Origin of the sequence: Streptomyces sp. NPDC058758 (assembly GCF_042746075.1) — a bacterium.
In the GTDB taxonomy this organism is placed as follows: Bacteria; Actinomycetota; Actinomycetes; order Streptomycetales; family Streptomycetaceae; genus Streptomyces.
In genome coordinates this window covers 327,076-348,850 of the sequence record NZ_JBHYPS010000005.1, presented here as the reverse complement: position 1 = coordinate 348,850, position 21,775 = coordinate 327,076, and the positions used below count along the sequence as shown (strand labels likewise).

Sequence of the window (21,775 nt, the reverse complement as noted above, 5' to 3'; positions counted from 1 at the left end):
GTCGCGGTGGCGTGGCTGATCTTGGTGACCGCGTGGGCCTCGCCCGCGGCGGTGAGGGCGCCGAAGCCGGGGGCGAAGAGGGCGCCGAGGACGAGGGCGACTGCGGTGAGGACGGAACGGAGCTTCACGGGGGTTGCCTCCTGCTGGGGACCGTGACGGAGGGGGACGGCTGTGCAGGTGGTGCTCGTCGCGCAGGGAGATGGTGCCGCAGTTCTACGCGCGTCCGCCAGAGGGCCTCGGCACCTTCTCCGGGCCGTTCGGGGGAACCCTCGCGCCAAATGTTGAAAGTTGAACGGAATGGGGTTACAGTCGTTCTCGTTGAAGGTTCAACAACTCCTCGCCTTCGACGACACCCCCCGACAAGGAGCACGCCATGGGTCTCTTCGGCCGCAAGAACACCGAGTCCGCCACCACCACCGCCACCCTCCCCGTGGACCCGGCCCTGGCCGCCCTGACCGGCGACTACACCATCGACGCCGCCCACAGCAGCATCGGCTTCACCGTCCGCCACGCCATGGTCACCAACGTCCGCGGCTCCTTCGGCGAGCACGAGGGCACCCTGACCCTGAACGGCAGCGACCCGGCCGCCTCCAGCGCCTCCATCGACGTGAAGATCGCCTCCGTCGACACCGGCATCGGCGACCGCGACAACCACCTGCGCAGCGGCGACTTCTTCGACGCCGAGCAGTTCCCGCTGATGAGCTTCCGCTCCACCGAGGCGGCCCACCTGGGCGGCGACAAGTACCGGATCACCGGCGACCTGACCATCAAGGACGTCACCAAGCCGCTCTCCATCGACCTGGAGTTCAACGGCACGGCCACCGACCCCTTCGGCAACGAGCGCGTCGGCTTCGAGGGCTCCGCCGAGATCCTCCGCTCCGAGTGGGGCCTCACCTGGAACGCGGCCCTGGAGACCGGCGGCGTCATGGTCAGCGACAAGGTCAAGCTGAACTTCGACATCTCCGCGATCAAGAACGCCGCCTGACCCCGCCGCCCGCCCCTCCCGGCGGGCCAGGACCCGAGCGCGCCCGTCCTCCGCGAACCCCGCGGACGGCGGGCGCTCGGCGTTCCCCGGCACGGGGCCGCGCGCCGGCGCCGTTGTCAGAGGCGGCCGTTAGCGTCGGCGGCATGGAGATCCACATCGACAGTGCCGCGCTGACCGAAGCCGTCGCGTGGGCCGCGCGCGTGCTGCCCGCCCGCTCCCCCGCGCCCGTGCTCGGCGGACTGCTCCTGGAGGCCGGCGACGACGGCCGGCTGAGCGTCTCCGGGCTCGACCACGAGGCCTCCGCGCGCGTGGAGACCGAGGCCGAGACCACGGTCCCGGGCCGGGCACTGGTGCTGGGGCGGCGGCTGCTCGACATCTGCAAGGTGCTGCCGCCGGGGCGGACCGGGCTGGCCGTGGAGGGCGCCCGGCTCTCGGTCGCCTCCGGCGAGGTCGGCTTCGGCCTCTCGCTCCTGCCGCTCGACTCCTATCCGGCCGCCCCCGCGCTCCCCCCGGTCCTCGGCGAGGTCGACGGGGCCGCCTTCGCCGAGGCGGTCGGCCAGGTCGCGGCGGCGGCCGGCCGGGACGACGCGCTGCCGGTCCTCACCGGGATACGGCTCGCGCTGGACGGCCCGGTGATGACCCTGGCCGCCACCGACCGCTACCGCTACGCGGTCCGCACCCTGGAGTGGTACCCGGGCTCCGGCGCGGCCCCCGCCGAGCCCGCCGACGTGGTCGTCCCGGCCCGCCGGCTCGCCGAGACCGCCCGCTCCCTCGCGGGCGAGGGCCGGACCCGGATCGGGCTCGACGCCCACTCCGTCGGCTTCGAGCGGGCCGGCCTGCGCACCACCGCCCGGCTGCTCGACGGCCGGCTCCCCCGCCACGACAAGCTCTTCGCGCTCGGCGACCACGCCGTCGCGGTCACCGGCCGGGCGGCGCTCGTCGAGGCCGTGAAGCGGGTCGCGGTGGTCGCCGAGGGCGACAGCCCGGTCCAGCTCGCCTTCGAGCGCACCGGCCTGCGCCTGCGGGCCGGCCACGAGGACGACGTGGCCTCCCAGCGGCTGCCCGCCGTCCTCGACGGCGCGGACGCGCTGACGGTCGCCTTCAACCCCGGCTACCTGCTGGACGCGCTGACCCGCTTCACCGCCGAGGACGTCCGCCTCCACCTCCTCGGCCCCGGCCAGCGCGCCCTCCTGGCCGACGGCGACGCCGGCGGCCACCGGCACCTGCTGATGTCGGTGAAGCCGCTGGTCTGACGGGGGCTGCGGGGGCCGGTCCGGCGGGAGGCGTCAGAAGCCCCCGCCGCCGTCGAAGCCGCCCCCGCCGCCGAAGTCGCCGCCGCCGAAACCGCCTCCCCCGTAGTCCCCGCCGCCGAAGTCGGTGCCTCCGAAGCCGCCGCCGAAGTCCCCGCCGCCGAAGTCCCCGAAGTCGCCGCCGCCGTACTCCGCGGCGTAGGCGGGGGTGGCGAGGGCCGAGCCGAGCAGGGTGCCGGCGAGCAGGCCGGGCAGCATTCCGCCGCCGAAGTAGCCGCCCGCCCAGGGGCCGTACGCCGGCCCCGCCTCCCAGTAGGGACGGCGGCCGGAGTCGGTCTCGACCGTGCGGGCGCGCGGGTCCTCGCCGTCGTCCAGGCGGGCCGCGTCGGCGGCGCAGACCGGGACCTCGCGCGAGACCCCGCCGGCCGGGATCCAGGTCCGGTCCTCGGTGGAGGGGCCGTGGCGCGGGTCGAAGAAGCACGGCGGGCGGCGTTCGGGCAGCGGGCGGGAGCCGCGGCGGGCGTCCAGCACCGCGAGCGAGTAGCGCCCGTCCTCCAGGGCCCGGGTGACCTCGCGGACCTCGTGCGGGTGCCGCACCCCGCCCATCAGGGACTTCGCCCGGTCGTAGGAGTCCAGGGCGGCCTCGTAGTCGGCGCGCATCGCCTCGTCGGCGCCGGCCTCGGCGGGGTGGAAGTCGAGCCGTTCCAGCTCCTCGCCGAAGGCGGTGATGTCCTCGTCGACGACGACCCGGAGCCTCTCCAGGGCGGCCCGCTCCTCGGCCTCCTTCCGCTTCCGCCGGCCGCGCACCACGGCGTAGGCGGCCGTGCCGCCGACGGCGGCGACCGCCCCGAGGGTGACGAGTCCGGCGACCGGGACGCCGGAGTCGGAGGAGGCGCCGCCGGGCCAGGCGGCGGGCGCGGAGCCGCGCATCGCGGAGAGGGCCTGGTCGGCGAAGGCGTTCAGCTCGGTGGCGGCGTCGGCGCCGGGCCGGTCGGCGGTGGCGACCATGTTCTCCACCGCCCCGGCCGACAGCACGCGGCTGTCGGCCTTGGCGGCGAAGTCGTCCCCGAGCCGCACCGCGTACACCCCGGCGATGCCGGTCTGGGCCCGCAGGTTCTCGATGAGGCCCTGCGGCGGGTACTGCGCGCCCTGGGGAAGGACGGCCACGAACAGGGGCTTGTCCGCGTCCTCGATCTTCTGCGCGAGGGCGGCCGCGTCGGCTTCCGAGAGCTGGTCGGCGGCGCCCGGGTCGACGTAGACGGGGCCCTGTCTCAGGGCGGCGGCCGCGTCCGGGACGCCGGTGGCCCTGGCGCCCGCCGACGCGGGGGCCAGGGCCAGGAGCAGCAGGAGGATCAGCCCGGCGAGGGCCGACCACACCGAGAACGCCCTGGTCTTCATGGTTCGAAATTACCCGAACGGGATCGAACTAGACATGTCGGGCGGACGTCGGTCTCACTCGGCGGGGTCGACCCCGGCCCGCAGCAGTCCGTAGGTGAAGGCGTCCTCCAGGGCCTGCCAGGAGGCCGCGATCACGTTCTCGCCGACGCCGACGGTGGACCACTCGCTGTTGCCGTCGCTCGTGGTGACGAGGACGCGGGTGGTGGACTCGGTGCCGTGCCGGCCTTCGAGGATGCGGACCTTGTAGTCGACCAGCTCGAACTTGGCGAGCTGGGGGTAGATCCGCTCCAGGGCGACCCGCAGCGCCCGGTCGAGGGCGTTGACCGGGCCGTTGCCCTCGGCGGTGGCGAGCATCCGCTCGCCCTTGGCCCAGAGCTTGACGGTGGCCTCGTTGGCGTGGGTGCCGTCGGGGCGGTTCTCGGTGATCGCCCGCCAGGACTCGGTGCGGAAGTAGCGGCGGGCCCGGCCCTCGGCCTCGGCCCGCAGCAGCAGCTCGAAGGAGGCGTCGGCGGCCTCGTACGTGTAGCCCTGGAGCTCGCGCTCCTTGACCCGCTCGACGACCCGGGCGACGAGCGCGCGGTCGCCGCCGAGGTCGACGCCCAGCTCCTTGCCCTTGAGCTCGATGGAGGCGCGGCCGGCCATGTCGGAGACGAGCATCCGCATGGTGTTGCCGACCAGCTCGGGGTCGATGTGCTGGTAGAGGTCGGGGTCGACCTTGATCGCGGAGGCATGCAGGCCGGCCTTGTGGGCGAAGGCGGAGACGCCCACGTACGGCTGGTGGGTGGAGGGGGTGAGGTTGACGACCTCGGCGATGGCGTGCGAGATGCGGGTCATCTCGGCGAGGGCCCCGTCGGGCAGGACCTTCTTGCCGTACTTGAGCTCCAGGGCGGCGACCACGGGGAAGAGGTTGGCGTTGCCGACCCGCTCGCCGTAGCCGTTGGCGGTGCACTGGACGTGGGTGGCGCCGGCGTCGACGGCGGCGAGGGTGTTGGCGACGGCGCAGCCGGTGTCGTCCTGGGCGTGGATGCCGAGGCGGGCGCCGGTGTCGGCGAGGACGGTGGCGACGACGGCCTGGATCTGGGCGGGGAGCATGCCGCCGTTGGTGTCGCAGAGGATGACGACGTCGGCGCCGGCCTCGTGCGCGGCGCGGACCACGGCCTTGGCGTAGTCGGGGTTGGCCTTGTAGCCGTCGAAGAAGTGCTCCATGTCGACGAAGACCCGGCGGCCCTGGGAGGTCAGGAAGGCGACGGTGTCGCGGACCATCTCCAGGTTCTCGTCGAGGGTGGTGCGCAGGGCGAGCTCGACGTGCCGGTCGTGGGACTTGGCCACCAGGGTGATCACCGGGGCGCCGGAGTCGAGCAGCGCCTTGACCTGCGGGTCGTCGGCGGCGGTGCCGCCGGCCCTGCGGGTGGCGCCGAAGGCGACGAGCTGCGCGTGCCGGAAGGTGATCTCCTGGCGGGCGCGGGCGAAGAACTCGGTGTCCCGCGGGTTGGCGCCGGGCCAGCCGCCCTCGATGAAGCCGACGCCGAACTCGTCGAGGTGCCGGGCGATGGTCAGCTTGTCCGCGACGGTGAGGTTGATGCCCTCACGCTGGGCTCCGTCGCGGAGCGTCGTGTCGAAGACGTGGAAGCTGTCGTCGGCCGGGCCGGCGCCCGGACGGGGGCTCTCGCCGTTCTCGGTGGTCATGACTGTGTTGGCTCCTGTCGGATGTGGCTCCGGAAGGTATGGATCCACTTGCCCCCATTCTCACGCGCGGTCCGTCTCCGGCACGGGTGGGGCCGGAAAACGAAAAAACCCCTCGCGGGTGCGAGAGGTCTGCGCGCGGGTCTGGGGCACGGTGGCCGCCGCCGCGGGGGTGGGGTCCCGGGGATCAGCGGTCACTGCGGACCGGCGCGCTGCTGCCCATAATCATCGTGGTAGCAAGCACGCCCGCAGTGTGCCACAGGCCCGCGCGGGTCCGGACCCGGATCTCACGATGCGGAATACCGCCCGTCGGACGCCCGGGCGGACCACGGGCCCGACGCCCGGGCGGGCGCCGGCGCGGGCGGGCCTCACTCCCCCGGCATCAGCGACTCGTCGATGAACTCCCGCACCTGCGCGAGGACCTCGGCCCGCCCCGTGCCGGGCAGCCCGACCGCCACGTGCACGCTGTAGCCGTCCAGCAGGGCGCGCATCCGGGTGGCGAACCGGTCCGGGTCCACGGCCCGGAACTCCCCCCGCGAGACGCCCTCGGCGAGGAGCGCGACGAGGTCCCGGTGCCAGGCCCCCTCGATGGCGGCCTGGCGGGCCCGGGCGTCCTCGGCGGCGTTCTGCGACCGGTTCCAGACCTCCAGCCAGAGCGTCCAGTGCGGGTCGCGCGGCCCCGCGGGCACGTACACGTCGACGTACCCGTCGAGCCGTTCCCTGGCGCTGCCGGGCGCGGACAGCAGCGCCCCCCGCTCGGCCCCCAGCCGCCCCTCGCTCCACTCCAGCGTCTGGAGCAGCAGCTCGTCCTTGGTGCGGAAGTAGTAGAGGAGGTGCCCGCTGCTCATCCCCACCCGGCGCCCCAGCCCGGCCATGGTCAGCCCGTCGAGACCGCGCGCGGCCACGGTGTCCATGGCCGCCGCGAAGACGTCCTCCCGCGGCGGCGCGGCCTGGTTGCGACGACGGGGGGCGGAGGGCGGGTTGCTGCTCTGACTCACTCGTACGTTCTACACCGACGGCTGCTGCTGGGTGATGCAGTGGATGCCGCCTCCGGCCGCGAAGATCGTGCGGGCGTCGACGAGGACGACCTCCCGGTCGGGGAAGAGGCGGCGGAAGATCTCGGCGGCCAGCTCGTCGTGGGGGTCGTCGAAGGCGCAGAGGATCACGGCGCCGTTGCAGAGGTAGTGGTTGATGTACGAGTAGTCGACCCAGTCGCCCTCCTCGTCCCTGAGGACGGTGGGGGCGGGGACCTCGATGACCTCCAGGGGGCGGCCCTGGGCGTCGGTCTGGGCGCGCAGGAGGTCGGCGTACAGGCGGGAGCGGCCGTAGTCGGGGTGGTTCGGGTCCTGCTGGCTGTGGACGAGGACGGTGCCGGGGCGGGCGAAGGCGGCGACGATGTCGACGTGGCCCTGGGTGCCGTACATGCCGTAGTCGCCGGTGAGGCCGTGCGGGAGCCAGATCGCCTTGCTGGTGCCGATCCGGTCGTGGATCTCCCGCTCGACCTGCTCGCGGGTCCACTCGGGGTTGCGGCCGGAGCCGAGCTGGACGGTGTCGGTGAGGAGGACGGTGCCCTCGCCGTCGACGTGGATGCCGCCGCCCTCGTTGACGAGCGGGCTGCCGTGGACGGGGACGCCCGCCGCGTCCGCGACATGGCGGGCGATCTTGGAGTCGTGCTCCCAGCGGGCCCAGTCCTGGGCGCCCCAGCCGTTGAAGACCCAGTCCACGGCGGCCAGCGAGGTGCCGTCGGTGACGAAGGTGGGGCCGATGTCGCGCATCCAGGCGTCGTCGAGTTCGCGCTCGATCAGCTCGACGTCCTCGCCGAGGAGCGCGCGGGCGCCCTCCGCGTCGCCGGGGGCGACCACCATCGTCACCGGTTCGAAGCGGCGCACGGCGCGGGCGACGGAGGCCCACGCCTCGCGCGCGGCGGCCAGCTCCGCCTCGTCGGTGAAGGTGGGGTTGGGGCTGGGCCAGGCCATCCAGGTGCGCTCGTGGGGGGTCCACTCGGCGGGCATGCGGTACGGGGTCATGAGGCGGGTCCTAGAGGAAGTAGAGGCGGTTCAGGGAGACGGAGTCGGCCGGCTCGGAGCGGATCGGCGACCCGTCGAGCGAGACCAGGCCGGTGCGGTCGTCCACCTGGACGTCGCCGACGCGGGAGTTGAGGAGGAGGTCGGCGGGGCCGATGCCCCGGGTGCCGCGCACGGCGACCCGGCGGCGCCGGGTCGGCAGCCCGTCCCCGCCGAGGTCGACGGCGGCCCGTGCGACGAAGGCGACGGAGAGGTCGGCGGCGGTGGCGCCGTGGGCGCCGAACAGCGGGCCGAGGACGAGCGGTTCGCAGGTGTCGGTGGCGGCGTTGGGATCGCCCACGACCCCCCACGCGGGGAAGCCGGACTTCAGCACCATCTGGGGCTTGGCGCCGAAGAACTCGGGCCGCCACAGCACGATGTCGGCCAGCTTGCCCACCTCGACGGAGCCGATCTCGTGGGCGAGGCCGTGGGCGATCGCCGGGTTGATGGTGAGCTTCGCCAGGTAGCGGAGCACGCGCGCGTTGTCGTCGTGCGCGCCGTCGCCTTCCAGCGGGCCGAGTTCGGCCTTCATCTTCCCGGCCATGGCGAAGGTCCGGCGTACGGTCTCGCCGGCCCTTCCCATCCCCTGCGCATCGGAGGAGGTGATCCCGATCGCGCCGAGGTCGTGCAGGACGTCCTCCGCGCCCATCGTCCCGGCCCTGATCCGGTCGCGCGCCATCGCGGCGTCGCCCGGCAGGTCGGTCTTCAGGTCGTGGACGGAGACGATCATCCCGTAGTGCTCGGCGACCGCGTCGCGGCCGAAGGGCAGGGTGGGGTTGGTGGAGGAGCCGATGACGTTCGGCACGCCCGCCATCTTGAGCACGTTGGGGACGTGACCGCCGCCGCAGCCCTCGATGTGGAAGGCGTGGATCGTACGGCCCTCCAGGACCGCGAGGGTGTCCTCCACGGACAGGCACTCGTTCAGGCCGTCCGAGTGCAGCGCGACCTGGACGTCGTGCTCCTCGGCCACCCGCAGCGCCGTGTCCAGGGCGCGGGTGTGGGCGCCCATGTCCTCGTGGACCTTGAACCCCGAGGCGCCGCCCTCGGCGAGCGCCTCGACCAGCGGCGCCGGGTCCGACGACGAACCCCGCGCCAGGAAGCCGATGTTGACCGGCCACGCGTCGAAGGCGTTGAAGGCGTGCCCGAGGGCCCAGGGGGAGTTGACGCCGACGCCCCAGACCGGGCCGAACTCCTGGCCGATGATCGTGGTGACGCCGCTCGCCAGCGAGGCCTCCATGATCCGGGGCGAGAGCAGGTGGACGTGGGTGTCCACGGCGCCGGCGGTGGCGATCAGGCCCTCGCCGGAGACGATCGAGGTGCCGGTGCCGACGACGACGTCGACGCCGTCGAGGGTGTCGGGGTTGCCGGCCCGGCCGATGGAGTGGATCCGGCCCTCGCGGATGCCGATCGACACCTTGCGGATGCCCTGCACGGCGTCGATCAGCAGGACGTTGCTGATGACGACGTCGCAGGTCTCCCGGACGGCGGCGGCCTTGAGGTGCAGGCCGTCGCGGGCGGTCTTGCCGAAGCCGGCGAGGAACTCCTCGCCGGGCTTCTGGGAGTCGGCCTCGACCCGGACGACGAGTCCGGAGTCGCCGAGGACGACGCGGTCGCCGGCCCGGGGGCCGTGCACGGAGGCGTACTCGTACGGGTCCATCAGTGGCCCTCCTCGTCGGGCGTGACGCCCAGGTAGCCGCAGGCCGCCGCGCGTCGCAGCGCCTCTTCCCTCGCCCCGGGGGCGTCCAGCGGCCCGTCGACGAGTCCGGCGAAGCCGATCGCCACGCGCGCGCCGCCGATGGGCACGAGCCCGACCTCGGCACGGCCGCCGGGGTCGAAGCGGAAGGAGGCGCCGGCGGGGATGGCGAGCCGCATGCCGTAGGCGGCGGCCCGGTCGAAGTCCAGGCGCGGGTTGGCCTCGAAGAAGTGGAAGTGCGAGGTGACGCTGACCGGGACGGTCGCGGTGTTCCGCACGGGCAGGGTGAGCAGGGGCTCCTGCTCGGGGTGGCCGGGGCCGGGCAGCAGCGCGCCGGGCGCGCCGGCGCCGAGAGTGCCCCCGCCGATGGGGTCGGTGACGACGGCGAGCCGGGAGCCGTCGTCGAAGACGGCCTCGACGTGGACCTCGGTCACCACGTCGGCGACGCCGGGCAGGACGTCCTCGGGGCCGAGGACGGAGCGGGCCGCCTCGATGGCCTCGGCGAGCCGCCTGCCGTCGCGGGCGGCCTCGCAGACGGTGTCCGCGACGAGGGCGGTGGCCTCGGGGACGTTGAGCCGCAGCCCGCGGGCCCGGCGGGCGCGGGCGAGTTCGGCGGCGCCGAAGAGCAGCAGCCGGTCGCGCTCGGTGGGGGTCAGTCGCACGTCATGCACCTCCTGTTTGAGCGACACTCTAAATGTTGAGACGAGTGCTTCCAAGCATTGACGGGCAGCACAGGCACAGGTCACATTGAGCGTCGCTCAAAACCGTACCCGTTCCGCTCTCCCCCGGAGGTCCCATGGCGATCGAACAGCGCGGAGTCGACACCATCCCCGAGGCCGAACGCACCAGCGGCCCCCGCGACCTCGTCGCGATCCTGCTCGGCTCCAACCTCTGTCTGGGGGTGATCGTCTTCGGCTGGCTGCCGGTCTCCTTCGGCCTCGGCCTGTGGGGCTCGGTCACCTCCGTGGTCGCCGGCACGGTCGTCGGCGTCGCCGTCACCGCCCCGCTGGCGCTGGTGTCGCTGCGTACCGCCACCAACCTCTCCACCTCCTCCGGCGCCTTCTTCGGCGTCCGCGGCCGGCTCGTCGGCTCGGTGGTGGGACTGCTGCTCTCCCTGGGCTACACCGCCCTGACCCTGTGGATCGGCGGCGACGTCATGGTGGGCACCCTCGCCCGGCTGACCGGCCTGTCCACCGGAAGCGGGACGCACGCCGTCGTCTACGCGCTGCTCGCGGCCTGCACGGTGGTGGGCGCCGTGTACGGCTACCGGCTGCTGCTGCGGCTCAGCAAGGCGCTCGCCGTCGGCATGACCGCCCTGCTCGCGGTGGGCCTCGTCGCGTACGCCGGCGACCTCACCGCCGCGCCCGTGCCGGAGACGCCGTACCTGCTCGGCTCCTTCTGGCCGACCTGGCTCTTCTCCGCGGTCGCCGCCGGCCTCAGCGGCCCGGTCGCCTTCATCACCCTGCTCGGCGACTACACCCGGTACGTCTCCCCCGCCCGGCACAGCGCCCGGGCGGTGCGCCGCGCCACCTGGCTCGGGCTGCTCGTCGGCCTGCTGGTGCCGCAGCTCTTCGGTACGTACACGGCGCTGGCCGCCCGCGCCGGCCTCGACTACGCGGGCCCGCTGGTCGCCGCCTCGCCCGCCTGGTACCTCGTCCCGCTGCTGCTGGCCGCCGCCGCGGGCTCGGTCGGCAACGCCGGTCTGATGCTCTACTCGATGGGCCTCGACCTGGACGCGATCCTGCCCCGCGCCACCCGCACCCGGGCCACCCTGGTGGTCGCGGCCGTCGCCACCGGCTTCGTCTTCCTCGGGCACTTCGCCTCGGACGCCCAGTCGGCGATGACCTCGTTCGTGCTGCTCCTGACGGCGATCGGCACCCCGTGGGCGGTCATCACCCTCATCGGGCACGCCCGCTGCCGGGGCGTCTACGACCCGGAGGCGCTCCAGGTCCACAACCGGCGCTCGCGGGGCGGGATCTACTGGTTCTCCGGCGGCTGGCACCCGCGCGCCACCGCCTCCTGGGCGCTCGGCGCGGCGGTCGGCCTGGCCGCCGTCTCCACGCCGCTGTACGAGGGACCGCTGCTCGCCCTGACCGGCGGGATCGACTGCAGCTTCGTGCTGTCGGGGCTCACCGGCGGCCTGCTGTACGCGGTCCTCACTCCGGGCCCGGAAAGCGGCGCGCCCGGGACGGAGGCCGTCCCGGGCGCGCTGGTGGACCGCTAGGGCCTACTTGCCCAGCTCGTGCATCCAGCCGTGGACGTCCTCGGCCTTGCCGGTCTGGATCGCGAGGAGCGCCTCGCGCAGCTTCATGGTGACCTCGCCGGGCTCGCCGCCGGACTGCTGCCACTCGCCGCGCGCGGACTTGACCGTGCCGACGGGTGTGATGACGGCGGCGGTGCCGCAGGCGAAGACCTCGGTGAGGGTGCCGTTCTCGGTGTCGGCCTGCCACTGGTCGAGGGAGACGCGCTCCTCGACGGACTCGTAGCCGAGGTCGCGGGCGACCTGGAGGAGCGAGTCGCGGGTGATGCCGGCGAGCAGCGAACCGGTCAGGGTGGGGGTGACGATCCGGTCCCCGTACACGAAGTACAGGTTCATGCCGCCGAGTTCCTCGACCCACTTGTGCTCGACCGCGTCGAGGTAGCAGACCTGGTCGCAGCCCTTGGCGGCCGCCTCGGCCTGGGCGAGCAGGGAGGCCGCGTAGTTGCCGCCGGTCTTGGCGTCGCCGACGCCGCCGGGGACGGCGCGGACGCGGTCCTCGGAGGCCCAGATGGAGACCGGCTTGACGCCGCCGGGGAAGTACGGGCCGGCCGGGGAGGCGATGACGACGAAGAGGTACTCGTTGGCCGGGCGGACGCCCAGGCCGACCTCGGTCGCGATCATGAACGGGCGGAGGTAGAGCGACTCCTCGCCGCCGTGCTCGGGGACCCACGCCTCGTCCTGGCGGACCAGCGCGTCGCAGGCCGCGACGAAGGTCTCGACCGGGAGCTCCGGCATGCCGAGGCGGTGCGCGGAGCGCTGGAAGCGCCGGGCGTTGGCGTCGGGGCGGAAGGAGGCGACCGAGCCGTCGGGGCGGCGGTAGGCCTTCAGGCCCTCGAAGATCTCCTGCGCGTAGTGCAGGACGTTGGTCGCCGGGTCGAGGGAGAGCGGGCCGTACGGCACGAGCTGGCCGTCGTGCCAGCCGCGGCCCTCGGTCCAGCGGATGGTGACCATGTGGTCGGTGAAGTGGCGGCCGAATCCGGGGTTGGCCAGGATCGCCGCGCGCTCCGCGTCGGACAGCGGGCTGGAGGAGGGCTTGAGCTCGATCGTCGTCATGGGTGCTTGTCCTTCACCGGTTGTGTGTGTCGGACCGCGCCCACGCCCGCTTGGCAGTACTGCTAGGACGTCCGAGCTTTCCCGCATGCCGCGGCCCACGTCCGATTATCGCGCGTGGGAACCGGGGTGCGAAACGGGTGACGCGGTCCAGGGTTCGATGGTGGCACCCCGCGACCGCACAGGAAACAGCCGCCGGGTGCGTGAACGACCCGGCGGCTGCTGTGTGGTGTCAGTGGCGCGCGGGTCAGCTCGCTACTCGCGCGGCGAGCGCGTCGCCGATCTCGTCCGTGGTGCGGGCCGCCTTCTCGGGGTGCGCCCGCTCCGTGAGGTCGGCCTCGACGGCGGCCTCGACCCGGGCGGCCTCGGTCTCGTACCCGAGGTGGCGCAGCAGGAGGGCGACGGAGAGGACGGTGGCCGTGGGGTCGGCCTTGCCCTGGCCCGCGATGTCCGGCGCGGAACCGTGCACCGGCTCGAACATGGACGGGAAGTCGCGGCTCGGGTTGATGTTGCCCGAGGCGGCGACGCCGATGCCGCCGGAGACGGCCGCGGCGAGGTCGGTGATGATGTCGCCGAAGAGGTTGTCGGTGACGATGACGTCGAAGCGGGCCGGGTCGGTGACGAGGAAGATCGTCGCCGCGTCGACGTGCAGGTAGTCGGTGGTGACCTCGGGGTACTCGGCGGCCACCTTGGTGAAGATGTTCGTCCAGAGGTGGCCGGCGAAGGTCAGCACGTTGTTCTTGTGGACCAGCGTCAGCTTCTTGCGCGGGCGGGCCTGGGCACGGGCGAAGGCGTCCCGGACCACGCGCTCGACACCGAAGGCGGTGTTGACGGAGACCTCGGTGGCGACCTCGTGCTCGGTGCCCTTGCGGATGGTGCCGCCGTTGCCCGTGTAGGGGCCCTCGGTGCCCTCGCGGACCACGACGAAGTCGATCGCGGGCTGGCCGGCGAGCGGGGTCGCGACGCCGGGGAGCAGCTTCGAGGGGCGCAGGTTGACGTGGTGGTCGAAGGCGAAGCGCAGCTTCAGGAGGAAGCCGCGCTCCAGGACGCCGGACGGCACCGAGGGGTCGCCGATCGCGCCGAGCAGGATGGCGTCGTGCTTCTTGAGGGAGTCCAGGTCGGCGTCGGTGAGGGTCTCACCGGTGGCGTGGTAGCGCCGGGCGCCGAAGTCGTACTCCTCGGTCTCCAGCTTCACGTCCTGCGGAAGCACGGCGGCGAGGACCTTGAGGCCCTGGGCCACGACCTCCTGGCCGATGCCGTCGCCGGGAATGACTGCGAGATTGATGCTGTGAGACATGGCGGCACCCTACTCTTCGTCCCATCGTCTGACACGCATCGTCCACCATGTGGACGAACGGACAGACGTCGGGCCGGTCAGTGGCCGGTGGAGCCACCGTTGTCGCGGCGGTCGAGGGCGCGCTGGAGGGCGGCGGCGGCGTTCTGCCGGGCCTCGTCGCTGGGACGGGCGGCGGAGTGGCGGACGCGGGGGGCGGTCTGAGCGGCCATGGGGGATCGACTCCTTGAGATCAGTGGTGATCCGGATGTGCGGAGATCAGCTGCGATCGGGAGATCAGGTGATCGAAGGCGCCGGAAAGGGGCGGGGAGCGCCGCCGCAGGGGTTGCCTGCACGGGGCGTCGCGCTCTCGTCCGCCGTTCGCTGATGAAGCGAGACGTTCGGCTCCTACAAAGCTAGGGCAGGGACCCGCATCTGTCTCCACAATTACTCGGACTTCCTACTATCTGAGACGGCGCCTCTCCCCCGCCGCCCGCCCCGTCACACGACGTCGCCGTCCCGCCAGTCGAAGACCAGCGGCGCACCGGGGTCGGGGAGGGCGAGGGCGCCCGCCGGACGGACGAGGACGCCGCCCTCCTCCTCCGGGAGCCGCACGATCCCGCCCGGGCCCAGCACCTCGATCCGGCCGCCCCAGACCCGCCAGCCGCGCCCCCGGTAGAGGGCGGCCCCCTCGTCGGAGGCGGAGAGCGCGCCGAAGGCGTGCGTCGCGTCGATCACCCGCTCCAGGGCGCCCATGACGGCGCCGCCGAGGCCGCGCCGGCGCGCGTCGGCCCGGACCGCGACCCCTTCGACGTACCCGGTCCGGTACGAGCGCCCGCGGTGCAGCACCCGGCGCTGGACGACGGCCCCGTGCGCGACGGGCCCCCGCTCGTCCTCGATCCAGGCGTGGACGCCGCCGAGGGCGTGGTCCCAGTCCTCCGCGGAGAAGTCGCCGCCGAAGGCGGAGTCGAGCAGCGCGCGGAGGGACGCCAGCCGCTCCGCGCCGAGTTCGTGGGTGGGTGCGGTCCTGACGGCGGTCATTCCCCCACCCTCCCACGACTACCTAACCTCTATCAGCTTCTTGACAGGTTAAGTGCAGCCTGATCGAATCCCCTCGTAACCGACGACGAAGAGTTGAGGGGTTAGAAATCGTGTCCGTGCTGCCCACCCACCACCGCACCGTCACCGTCCGCGGCCACGCGCTCCACTACCGCGAGGCGGGACCGGCCGACGCCCCCGTCCTCCTCCTGCTGCACGGCTTCCCGACCAGCTCGCACATGTTCCGCGACCTGATCCCGCTCCTCGCCGACAGGTACCGGCTGATCGCCCCCGACCACCTGGGCTTCGGCCGCAGCGCCGCGCCGCCCGCCGACGCCTTCCCCTACACGTTCGCGGAACTGGCCGCCCTCACCGCCGAGTTCACCGAAGCGCTCGGCCTCGACCGCTTCGCGCTCTACGTCCAGGACTACGGCGCCCCCATCGGCCTGCGCCTCGCCCTCGCCCACCCCGAGCGGATCACCGCGATCGTCACCCAGAACGGCAACGCCTACGAGGAGGGCCTGGGCGCCGAGGCGTGGGCCCCCGTCCTCGCCCTCATCGAGGAGCGCACCCCCGAGACGGAGGAGCCGGTCCGCGCCATCCGCTCCCTCGACGGCATCAGGTGGCAGTACGAGACCGGCGTCCCCGCCGCGTACCGCGACCTCCTCAGCCCCGACGCCTGGCACCACGACGCCGCCCTGATGGCCCGCGAAGGGCAGGACGAGATCCAGCTCGGCCTGATCGCCGACTACGGCTCCAACTTCGCCCTCTACCCGGCCTTCCAGGAGTACTTCCGCACCTCCCGGGTCCCGCTCCTCGCCGTCTGGGGCGAGGGCGACGAGGTCTTCGTCCCGGCCGGCGCCGAGGCGTTCCGCCGCGACCTGCCGGACGCCGAGATCCACCTCCTGCCCACCGGCCACTTCGCCCTGGAGACCCACGCGCCGCGCGTCGCCGAGCTGATCGGCGACTTCCTGCGCCGCACCGTGGGCGAATGAACGCCGTGGGCGAATGAACGCCGTGGGGAAATGAACGCCGTGGGGAAATGAGTACCGCCCCCGACCCCGGCCTGGGGGGACCGGAGTGGGGGGCGGTGATCGGGGGCCGCTCGCGCGGCGGGCGGGCGTCAGCCCATGTGCGGGTAGCCGTACTCGGTCGGCGGGACCAGCGTCTCCTTGATGGCGCGGGTCAGCGTCCAGCGCATCAGGTTCTGCGGGGCGCCGGCCTTGTCGTTGGTGCCCGAGGCGCGGCCGCCGCCGAAGGGCTGCTGGCCGACGACGGCGCCGGTCGACTTGTCGTTGATGTAGAAGTTGCCCGCGGCGAAGCGGAGCTTCTCCATCGTGTACGCGGCCGCCGCGCGGTCGCCGGAGATGACCGAGCCGGTCAGGGCGTAGTCGGAGACCGACTCCATCTGCTCCAGCATCGCGTCGTACTGGTCGTCCTCGTAGACGTACACGGCGAGGATCGGGCCGAAGTACTCGGCCTTGAAGACCTCGTTCTCCGGGTCGGTGCACTCGATGACGGTCGGGCGGACGAAGTAGCCCTCCGAGTCGTCGTAGGTGCCGCCGGCGACGATCGTGCAGCTCGGGTCGGAGGACGCACGGTCGATCGCCGCCTTGTTCTTCGCGAACGAGCGGTCGTCGATGACGGCACCGATGAAGTTCGACAGGTCGGTGACGTCACCCATGGTGATGCCGTCGACCTCGGCCGCGAACTCCTCCTTGAAGCCGTCGTTCCAGATGGAGGCCGGGATGTAGGCCCGCGAGGACGCGGAACACTTCTGGCCCTGGAACTCGAAGGAGCCGCGGGTCAGGGCGGTCTTCAGGACGGCACGGTCGGCGCTGGGGTGGGCGACGACGAAGTCCTTGCCGCCGGTCTCGCCGACGATCCGCGGGTAGGAGCGGTACTTCTCGATGTTGTTGCCGACCGTCTTCCACAGGTGCTGGAAGGTCTTGGTCGAGCCGGTGAAGTGGATGCCGGCCAGGTCGCGGTGGTTCAGGGCCACCTCGGAGACGGCGATGCCGTCGCCGGTCACCAGGTTGATGACGCCCTTCGGCAGGCCGGCCTCCTCCAGGAGCTCCATGAGGAGCACGGCGGAGTGGGTCTGCGTCGGGGACGGCTTCCAGACCACCACATTGCCCATGAGGGCGGGGGCGGTGGGCAGGTTGCCCGCGATGGCCGTGAAGTTGAACGGCGTGATCGCGTAGACGAAGCCCTCCAGCGGGCGGTGGTCCAGTCGGTTCCACACGCCCGGGGAGTTGGCCGGCGGCTGCTCGGCGAGGATCTGGCGGGCGTACGCGACGTTGAAGCGCCAGAAGTCGACGAGCTCGCAGGGGGTGTCGATCTCGGCCTGCTGGGCGGTCTTCGACTGGCCGAGCATGGTGGAGGCGGCCAGCGTCTCGCGCCAGGGGCCGGCGAGCAGCTCGGCGGCGCGCAGGATGATCGCGGCGCGGTCGTCGAAGGACATCGCGCGCCAGGCCGGGGCGGCGGCCAGGGCGGCGTCGATCGCGTCCCGGGCGTCCTGCTCCGTGGCGCCGCGGAAGGTGCCGATGACGGACTTGTGGTTGTGCGGCTGGACGACCTTGAACTCGTCGCCGCCGCCCATGCGCTTCACGCCGCCGATGGTCATCGGCAGCTCGCGCGGGTTGTCGGCCAGCTCCTTGAGCTTGACCTCCAGACGGGCCCGCTCGGGCGAACCGGGGGCGTAGCCGTGCACCGGCTCGTTGACGGGAGCGGGGACCTGGGTCACAGCGTCCATGAGGCTCTTGACTCCTTCAAAGAGGGGTAGGTGGGCTCAGCCCTTGGTCAGGATGGAGCGGACGAAGAAGAGCAGGTTGGCCGGCTTCTCCGCGAGGCGGCGCATGAAGTAGCCGTACCAGTCGGTGCCGTAGGCCGTGTAGACGCGCATGCGGTGGCCCTCGGCGGCGAGGCGGTTCTGCTCCTCCGAGCGGATGCCGTACAGCATCTGGAACTCGTACTCGTCCAGCTTGCGCCCGGCGCGGCGGGCCAGCTCCTGGCCGATGGCGATGAGGCGCGGGTCGTGGGAGCCGATCATCGGGTAGCCCTCGCCGTCCATCAGGATCTTCATGATCCGGACGTACGCCTTGTCGATCTCGGACTTGTCCTGGAGGGCGACGGAGGCGGGCTCCTTGTAGGCGCCCTTCACGATCCGGACGCGGGAGCCGTTCGCGGCGAGGCGGCGGGCGTCCTCCTCGGTGCGGAAGAGGTACGCCTGGATGACGCAGCCGGTCTGCGGGAAGTCCTTCCGCAGCTCCTCGTGGATGGCGAACATCGAGTCGAGGGTGGTGTGGTCCTCGGCGTCCAGGGTGACCGTGGTGCCGATCTCGGCGGCGGCGACGACGACCGGGCGCACGTTGGAGAGCGCCAGCTCGTGCCCGTCCTCCAGGGACTGGCCGAACATCGACAGCTTGACGGACATCTCGGCGCGCTCGCCGAGGCCCAGCTCCTTGAGGCGGCCGATGAGCTCCAGGTAGGCGTCCCGGGCGGCGTAGGACTGCTCGACGGTGGTGATGTCCTCGCCGACGACGTCGAGGGTGACCTCCAGACCGCGGTCGGCCAGGTCCTGGACGATCGGGACGACGTCGTCCACGATCTCGCCGGCGATGAAGCGCGCCACGACCTGCTTGGTCCCGGGCGCGGCCGACACGAGACGGCGCATCTTGTCGCTGCGCGACGCGGCGAGGATCACGGGACCCAGCACGGGGCACCTCCAAAGGAGCGAGGAAGAACGGGGCCATTACCGGTTGTAGGGGTACGAACCGGGAACAGCACGGAGAACCACCGTGAAACCTATGGATCGCTCCGATCCTGCGCCATCTACAGCTGTCACGCATCCGTGAGCGCGGCCTCAGACATCTGTCTGATAGACCGGTCGGCGGGTGCGAGAATGGGGCCCGTGAAGGGCGATTACCAGGAGCTGGTGGACGAGATCTCGGTGCTGCTCGGCGCTCCGGCGACGCTGGAGAACCGCGATTTCGGGCTGATCGCCTTCGGGGCCCACGACAGCGACGACGACAGCGCCATGGACCCGGTCCGCACCCGCTCGATCCTCACCCGGAGGTCCACCCCGGCGGTCCGCGCCTGGTTCGAGGGCTTCGGCATCACCCGGGCCACCGGCCCCGTCCGCATCCCGGCCGCGCCGGACGCCGGCGTCTTCCGGGACCGGATCTGCCTCCCGGTACGCCATCGGGGTGTCGTCCTCGGGTACGTCTGGCTGCTGGACGCAGAGCCGGGCCCCTCGCACGAACAGCTGACGGCCGCCATGGACGTCGCCGCCCGGATCGGCGAACTGCTCGCCGACGAGGAGCGGGCCGGCGCCGACCTCTCCCGCGAGCTGCGGGCCGTCCTCGCGGCGGAGCGCGGCTGGCAGTACGACATGGCCGTCGCCGCCCTCCGCACGGCCCTGGGACCGGACGCGGAGGGCCTGCACGCCCTGGTCTGCCTCGCCCCCTGGCCCGGCGAGGACTCCCCCTCCCCCCGGGCGGTCCCCGGCGCCGCCGCCCTCTGTGCCCTCCCCTGGCCGGGCCCGGCCGCCCCGCCCGCCGCCGCCCCGGCGCCCGGCGGGGAGCCCGCCCCCGGCCCCCGGCGGGCGCTCGCCGTGCTGGTGCGGCTCCGGTCGGCCGACAACCTCTCCCCCGCCTCCGCCGCCGCCGAACGGCTGCGGGCCGGCGCCGGGGCGGCCGTGGTGGCCGGGATCGCCGCGCCCCGGCGGGGGCTCGGGGAGCTGGACCTCTGCTGGCACGAGGCGACCGCCGCCGCGCGCACCGCGCTGGCCCAGCCCCGCTTCGCCCCGCTCGCCCACTGGGACGGGCTCGGCCCGTACCGGCTGCTCACCGCCCTCCCGCGGACCGGACCGGACCCGGCGGTACGGACGCTGCTCGGCCCCGCGCACACGGAGCTGGCCCGCACGGCCGAGGTGTTCCTCGACCACGCGGGCCAGGCGGGCCGCACGGCGGCGGCGCTCGGCATCCACCGGCAGACCCTCTACTACCGCCTCTCCCGCGTGGAGCAGCTCACCGGCCTCGACCTGGACGCCGGCGAGGACCGCCTCCTGCTGCACATGGCCCTGAAGGCGGCCCGGCTCTAGGGACCGCACCGGGCGGGGCCGCCCGGGAACGGCGTCGCGCCCGGTCACCGGGCCGTCGGGGAGGACGGCCGGGCGCCGGGCGCGAGGGGCTGCGGGGACGCGTCAGACCAGGTTGACCGAGCGGGCCGAGGTGGCGCCGATCTCCGTGGAGATCTCCGCGATCACGGCCGCCGGCACGGTGTCGTCGACGGTGAGCACGACGAGCGCCTCGCCGCCCTCCTCCGTACGGGAGACCTGCATGCCCGCGATGTTCAGACCGGCCTCGCCGAGGATCCGGCCGACGGTGCCGACGACACCGGGACGGTCCTCGTAGCGCAGCACGACCATGTGGTCGGCGAGCGCGAGGTCCACGTCGTAGTCGCCGACGGCGACGATCTTCTGGAGGTGCTTGGGGCCGGCCAGGGTGCCGGAGACGGCGACCTCCTCGCCGCTGGAGAGCGTGCCGCGCACGGTGACCACGTTGCGGTGGTCCGGCGACTCGGAGCTGGTGGTGAGGCGGACCTCGACACCGCGCTCCTGCGCGAAGAGCGGGGCGTTCACGTAGGACACGGTCTCGTCGACCACGTCCTCGAACACGCCCTTGAGCGCGGAGAGTTCGAGCACCTTGACGTCGTGCTGGGTGATCTCGCCGTACACCTCGACGTCGAGGCGGGCCGCGACCTCGCCCGCGAGGGCGGTGAAGATCCGGCCGAGCTTCTCGGCGAGCGGCAGACCCGGCTTGACGTCCTCGGCGATGACGCCGCCCTGGACGTTGACCGCGTCCGGCACCAGCTCGCCGGCGAGCGCGAGGCGCACCGACCTGGCGACGGCGATGCCGGCCTTCTCCTGGGCCTCGTCGGTGGAGGCGCCCAGGTGCGGGGTGCAGACGACCTGGTCGAGCTCGAAGAGCGGGGAGTCCGTGCAGGGCTCCTTCGCGTACACGTCGAGGCCGGCGCCGGCGACGCGGCCCTCCTTGAGGGCGGAGTACAGCGCGGCCTCGTCGACGATCCCGCCGCGGGCGGCGTTGACGATCCGGACGCTCGGCTTGACCTTGTGCAGCGCCTCGTCGCCGATGAGACCGAGGGTCTCGGGGGTCTTCGGCAGGTGGACGGTGATGAAGTCGGCGACCTCCAGGAGCTCGTCCAGGGCCAGCAGCTTCACCCCCATCTGGGCGGCGCGGGCCGGCTGCACGTAGGGGTCGTACGCGACGATCTTCATGCCGAAGGCGGACATCCGCTGGGCGACCAGGACGCCGATGCGGCCGAGGCCGACGACGCCGAGGGTCTTCTCGCTCAGCTCGACGCCGGTGTACTTGTTCCGCTTCCACTCGCCGTTCTTCAGGGCGGTGTTGGCCTGCGGGATGTTGCGCGCGGTGGCGACGAGCAGTCCGCACGCGAGCTCGGCGGCGGTGACGATGTTGGAGGTCGGGGCGTTCACGACCATCACGCCGGCCTTGGTGGCGGCGGAGACGTCCACGTTGTCCAGACCGACGCCGGCGCGGGCGACGACGCGCAGCTTCTGCGCGGCGGCGATGGCCTCCGCGTCGACCTTGGTGGCGGAGCGGATGAGGATGGCGTCGACGTCGGCGATCGCGGGGATCAGCTCGGCGCGGTCGGCGCCGTTGCAGTGCCGGATCTCGAAGTCCGGGCCCAGGGCGTCGACGGTGGCGGGCGACAGCTCTTCAGCGATGAGTACGACAGGTTTCGAGCTCACGTGAGTCCTCACAGAGGCAGTGCGGACGGCCGTCCCGACGGCCGCAGGCGGTGGAGGGGGCTTGCCGCGTGGAAGCGCACGACGCTGTGGGCCAGACGCGATGTTGTTGAGCAGTGTAGTGCCGCATCGGCGCACGTCGTACGCCTCGTTGGAAGGATCACCCGTCCGTGGTTGGACGGGGTGTCCAAGGAAGCGGCGCGGGGGCGGGCGGGCGGGGCGGCCCCCCGCCCCGGGGGGGGTAGCACCCACGCGGTTAACCCCCCCAAGATCGTTGGGGGGGGCATGG

The 21,775-nt window shown here is 72.9% G+C and carries 18 protein-coding genes; 5 read left to right on the top strand and 13 right to left on the bottom strand.

All coding sequences use genetic code 11. From position 1 onward, the window contains the following. Positions 1 to 373: 373 nt before the first annotated feature. Together ACFW6A_RS09785 and dnaN are read left to right on the top strand one after the other, a co-directional pair. Positions 374 to 985 (top strand): YceI family protein, encoded by a 612-nt coding sequence (locus ACFW6A_RS09785; RefSeq protein ID WP_351852277.1) that lies wholly within the window; start codon positions 374 to 376, stop codon positions 983 to 985. Positions 986 to 1,128: 143 nt separating this feature from the next. Beyond that, positions 1,129 to 2,238, top strand: a complete 1,110-nt coding sequence (gene dnaN / locus ACFW6A_RS09780) for a DNA polymerase III subunit beta (RefSeq protein ID WP_386639669.1) — start codon at positions 1,129 to 1,131, stop codon at positions 2,236 to 2,238. 33 nt (positions 2,239 to 2,271) lie between these two features. Here dnaN and ACFW6A_RS09775 read toward each other — a convergent pair whose 3' ends face one another. The 6 genes from ACFW6A_RS09775 to ureA all read right to left on the bottom strand — a co-directional run bounded on the left by ACFW6A_RS09775 (position 2,272) and on the right by ureA (position 9,734). Beyond that, positions 2,272 to 3,633 carry a hypothetical protein gene (locus tag ACFW6A_RS09775; protein ID WP_386639666.1) on the bottom strand — a complete coding sequence of 454 codons (1,362 nt, stop codon included), beginning with the start codon at positions 3,631 to 3,633 and terminating at the stop codon, positions 2,272 to 2,274. Positions 3,634 to 3,687: 54 nt separating this feature from the next. Next, positions 3,688 to 5,319 carry a citramalate synthase gene (gene cimA, locus ACFW6A_RS09770; protein WP_351852270.1) on the bottom strand — a complete coding sequence of 544 codons (1,632 nt, stop codon included), beginning with the start codon at positions 5,317 to 5,319 and terminating at the stop codon, positions 3,688 to 3,690. A gap of 365 nt (positions 5,320 to 5,684) precedes the next feature. Next, positions 5,685 to 6,230 (bottom strand): TetR/AcrR family transcriptional regulator, encoded by a 546-nt coding sequence (locus ACFW6A_RS09765; RefSeq protein ID WP_351852281.1) that lies wholly within the window; start codon positions 6,228 to 6,230, stop codon positions 5,685 to 5,687. 93 nt (positions 6,231 to 6,323) lie between these two features. Beyond that, positions 6,324 to 7,343 (bottom strand): agmatine/peptidylarginine deiminase, encoded by a 1,020-nt coding sequence (locus tag ACFW6A_RS09760; RefSeq protein ID WP_386484667.1) that lies wholly within the window; start codon positions 7,341 to 7,343, stop codon positions 6,324 to 6,326. Positions 7,344 to 7,353: 10 nt separating this feature from the next. Beyond that, positions 7,354 to 9,036 carry an urease subunit alpha gene (locus tag ACFW6A_RS09755; RefSeq protein ID WP_351852264.1) on the bottom strand — a complete coding sequence of 561 codons (1,683 nt, stop codon included), beginning with the start codon at positions 9,034 to 9,036 and terminating at the stop codon, positions 7,354 to 7,356. Then, positions 9,036 to 9,734, bottom strand: a complete 699-nt coding sequence (ureA, locus tag ACFW6A_RS09750; protein ID WP_351852262.1) for an urease subunit gamma — start codon at positions 9,732 to 9,734, stop codon at positions 9,036 to 9,038. The genes ACFW6A_RS09755 and ureA overlap by 1 nt, the downstream gene beginning before the upstream one ends. Positions 9,735 to 9,868: 134 nt before the next feature. On the opposite strand from ureA, the gene ACFW6A_RS09745 reads away from it, so the two are divergent. Then, positions 9,869 to 11,296: a cytosine permease gene (locus ACFW6A_RS09745; RefSeq protein WP_386639662.1), complete on the top strand. Its 1,428-nt coding sequence runs from the start codon at positions 9,869 to 9,871 to the stop codon at positions 11,294 to 11,296. A gap of 3 nt (positions 11,297 to 11,299) precedes the next feature. On the opposite strand, the gene ACFW6A_RS09740 is transcribed toward ACFW6A_RS09745, so the two are convergent. The 4 genes from ACFW6A_RS09740 to ACFW6A_RS09725 form a co-directional block, all read right to left on the bottom strand. Next, entirely contained in the window at positions 11,300 to 12,385 is a 1,086-nt protein-coding gene (locus ACFW6A_RS09740; RefSeq protein ID WP_351852257.1) for a branched-chain amino acid aminotransferase, read from the bottom strand. 244 nt (positions 12,386 to 12,629) lie between these two features. Further along, on the bottom strand, positions 12,630 to 13,679 hold the full coding sequence (locus ACFW6A_RS09735) for a 3-isopropylmalate dehydrogenase (protein ID WP_351852255.1): 1,050 nt from the start codon (positions 13,677 to 13,679) through the stop codon (positions 12,630 to 12,632). 77 nt (positions 13,680 to 13,756) lie between these two features. Further along, positions 13,757 to 13,888: a hypothetical protein gene (locus ACFW6A_RS09730; RefSeq protein WP_264202427.1), complete on the bottom strand. Its 132-nt coding sequence runs from the start codon at positions 13,886 to 13,888 to the stop codon at positions 13,757 to 13,759. A gap of 268 nt (positions 13,889 to 14,156) precedes the next feature. Continuing rightward, on the bottom strand, positions 14,157 to 14,696 hold the full coding sequence (locus ACFW6A_RS09725) for a GNAT family N-acetyltransferase (RefSeq protein ID WP_351852252.1): 540 nt from the start codon (positions 14,694 to 14,696) through the stop codon (positions 14,157 to 14,159). 110 nt (positions 14,697 to 14,806) lie between these two features. Here ACFW6A_RS09725 and ACFW6A_RS09720 point away from each other — a divergent pair, with 110 nt between their 5' ends. Then, positions 14,807 to 15,688 carry an alpha/beta fold hydrolase gene (locus ACFW6A_RS09720; protein WP_386484714.1) on the top strand — a complete coding sequence of 294 codons (882 nt, stop codon included), beginning with the start codon at positions 14,807 to 14,809 and terminating at the stop codon, positions 15,686 to 15,688. Positions 15,689 to 15,816: 128 nt separating this feature from the next. Here ACFW6A_RS09720 and pruA read toward each other — a convergent pair whose 3' ends face one another. After that, positions 15,817 to 17,448: an L-glutamate gamma-semialdehyde dehydrogenase gene (gene pruA / locus ACFW6A_RS09715; protein ID WP_351852247.1), complete on the bottom strand. Its 1,632-nt coding sequence runs from the start codon at positions 17,446 to 17,448 to the stop codon at positions 15,817 to 15,819. Positions 17,449 to 17,484: 36 nt separating this feature from the next. After that, complete coding sequence (locus ACFW6A_RS09710) at positions 17,485 to 18,411, bottom strand: proline dehydrogenase family protein (RefSeq protein ID WP_351852245.1); 927 nt, start codon at positions 18,409 to 18,411, stop codon at positions 17,485 to 17,487. Positions 18,412 to 18,606: 195 nt separating this feature from the next. On the opposite strand from ACFW6A_RS09710, the gene ACFW6A_RS09705 reads away from it, so the two are divergent. Continuing rightward, positions 18,607 to 19,797, top strand: coding sequence for a PucR family transcriptional regulator (locus tag ACFW6A_RS09705; RefSeq protein WP_386484717.1), 1,191 nt, complete (start codon positions 18,607 to 18,609; stop codon positions 19,795 to 19,797). 102 nt (positions 19,798 to 19,899) lie between these two features. Here the strand turns inward: ACFW6A_RS09705 and serA are convergent, their stop codons facing one another. Then, a complete protein-coding gene (gene serA / locus ACFW6A_RS09700; protein WP_351852241.1) occupies positions 19,900 to 21,489 on the bottom strand; it encodes a phosphoglycerate dehydrogenase in 1,590 nt (529 codons plus the stop codon). Positions 21,490 to 21,775: the final 286 nt, after the last annotated feature.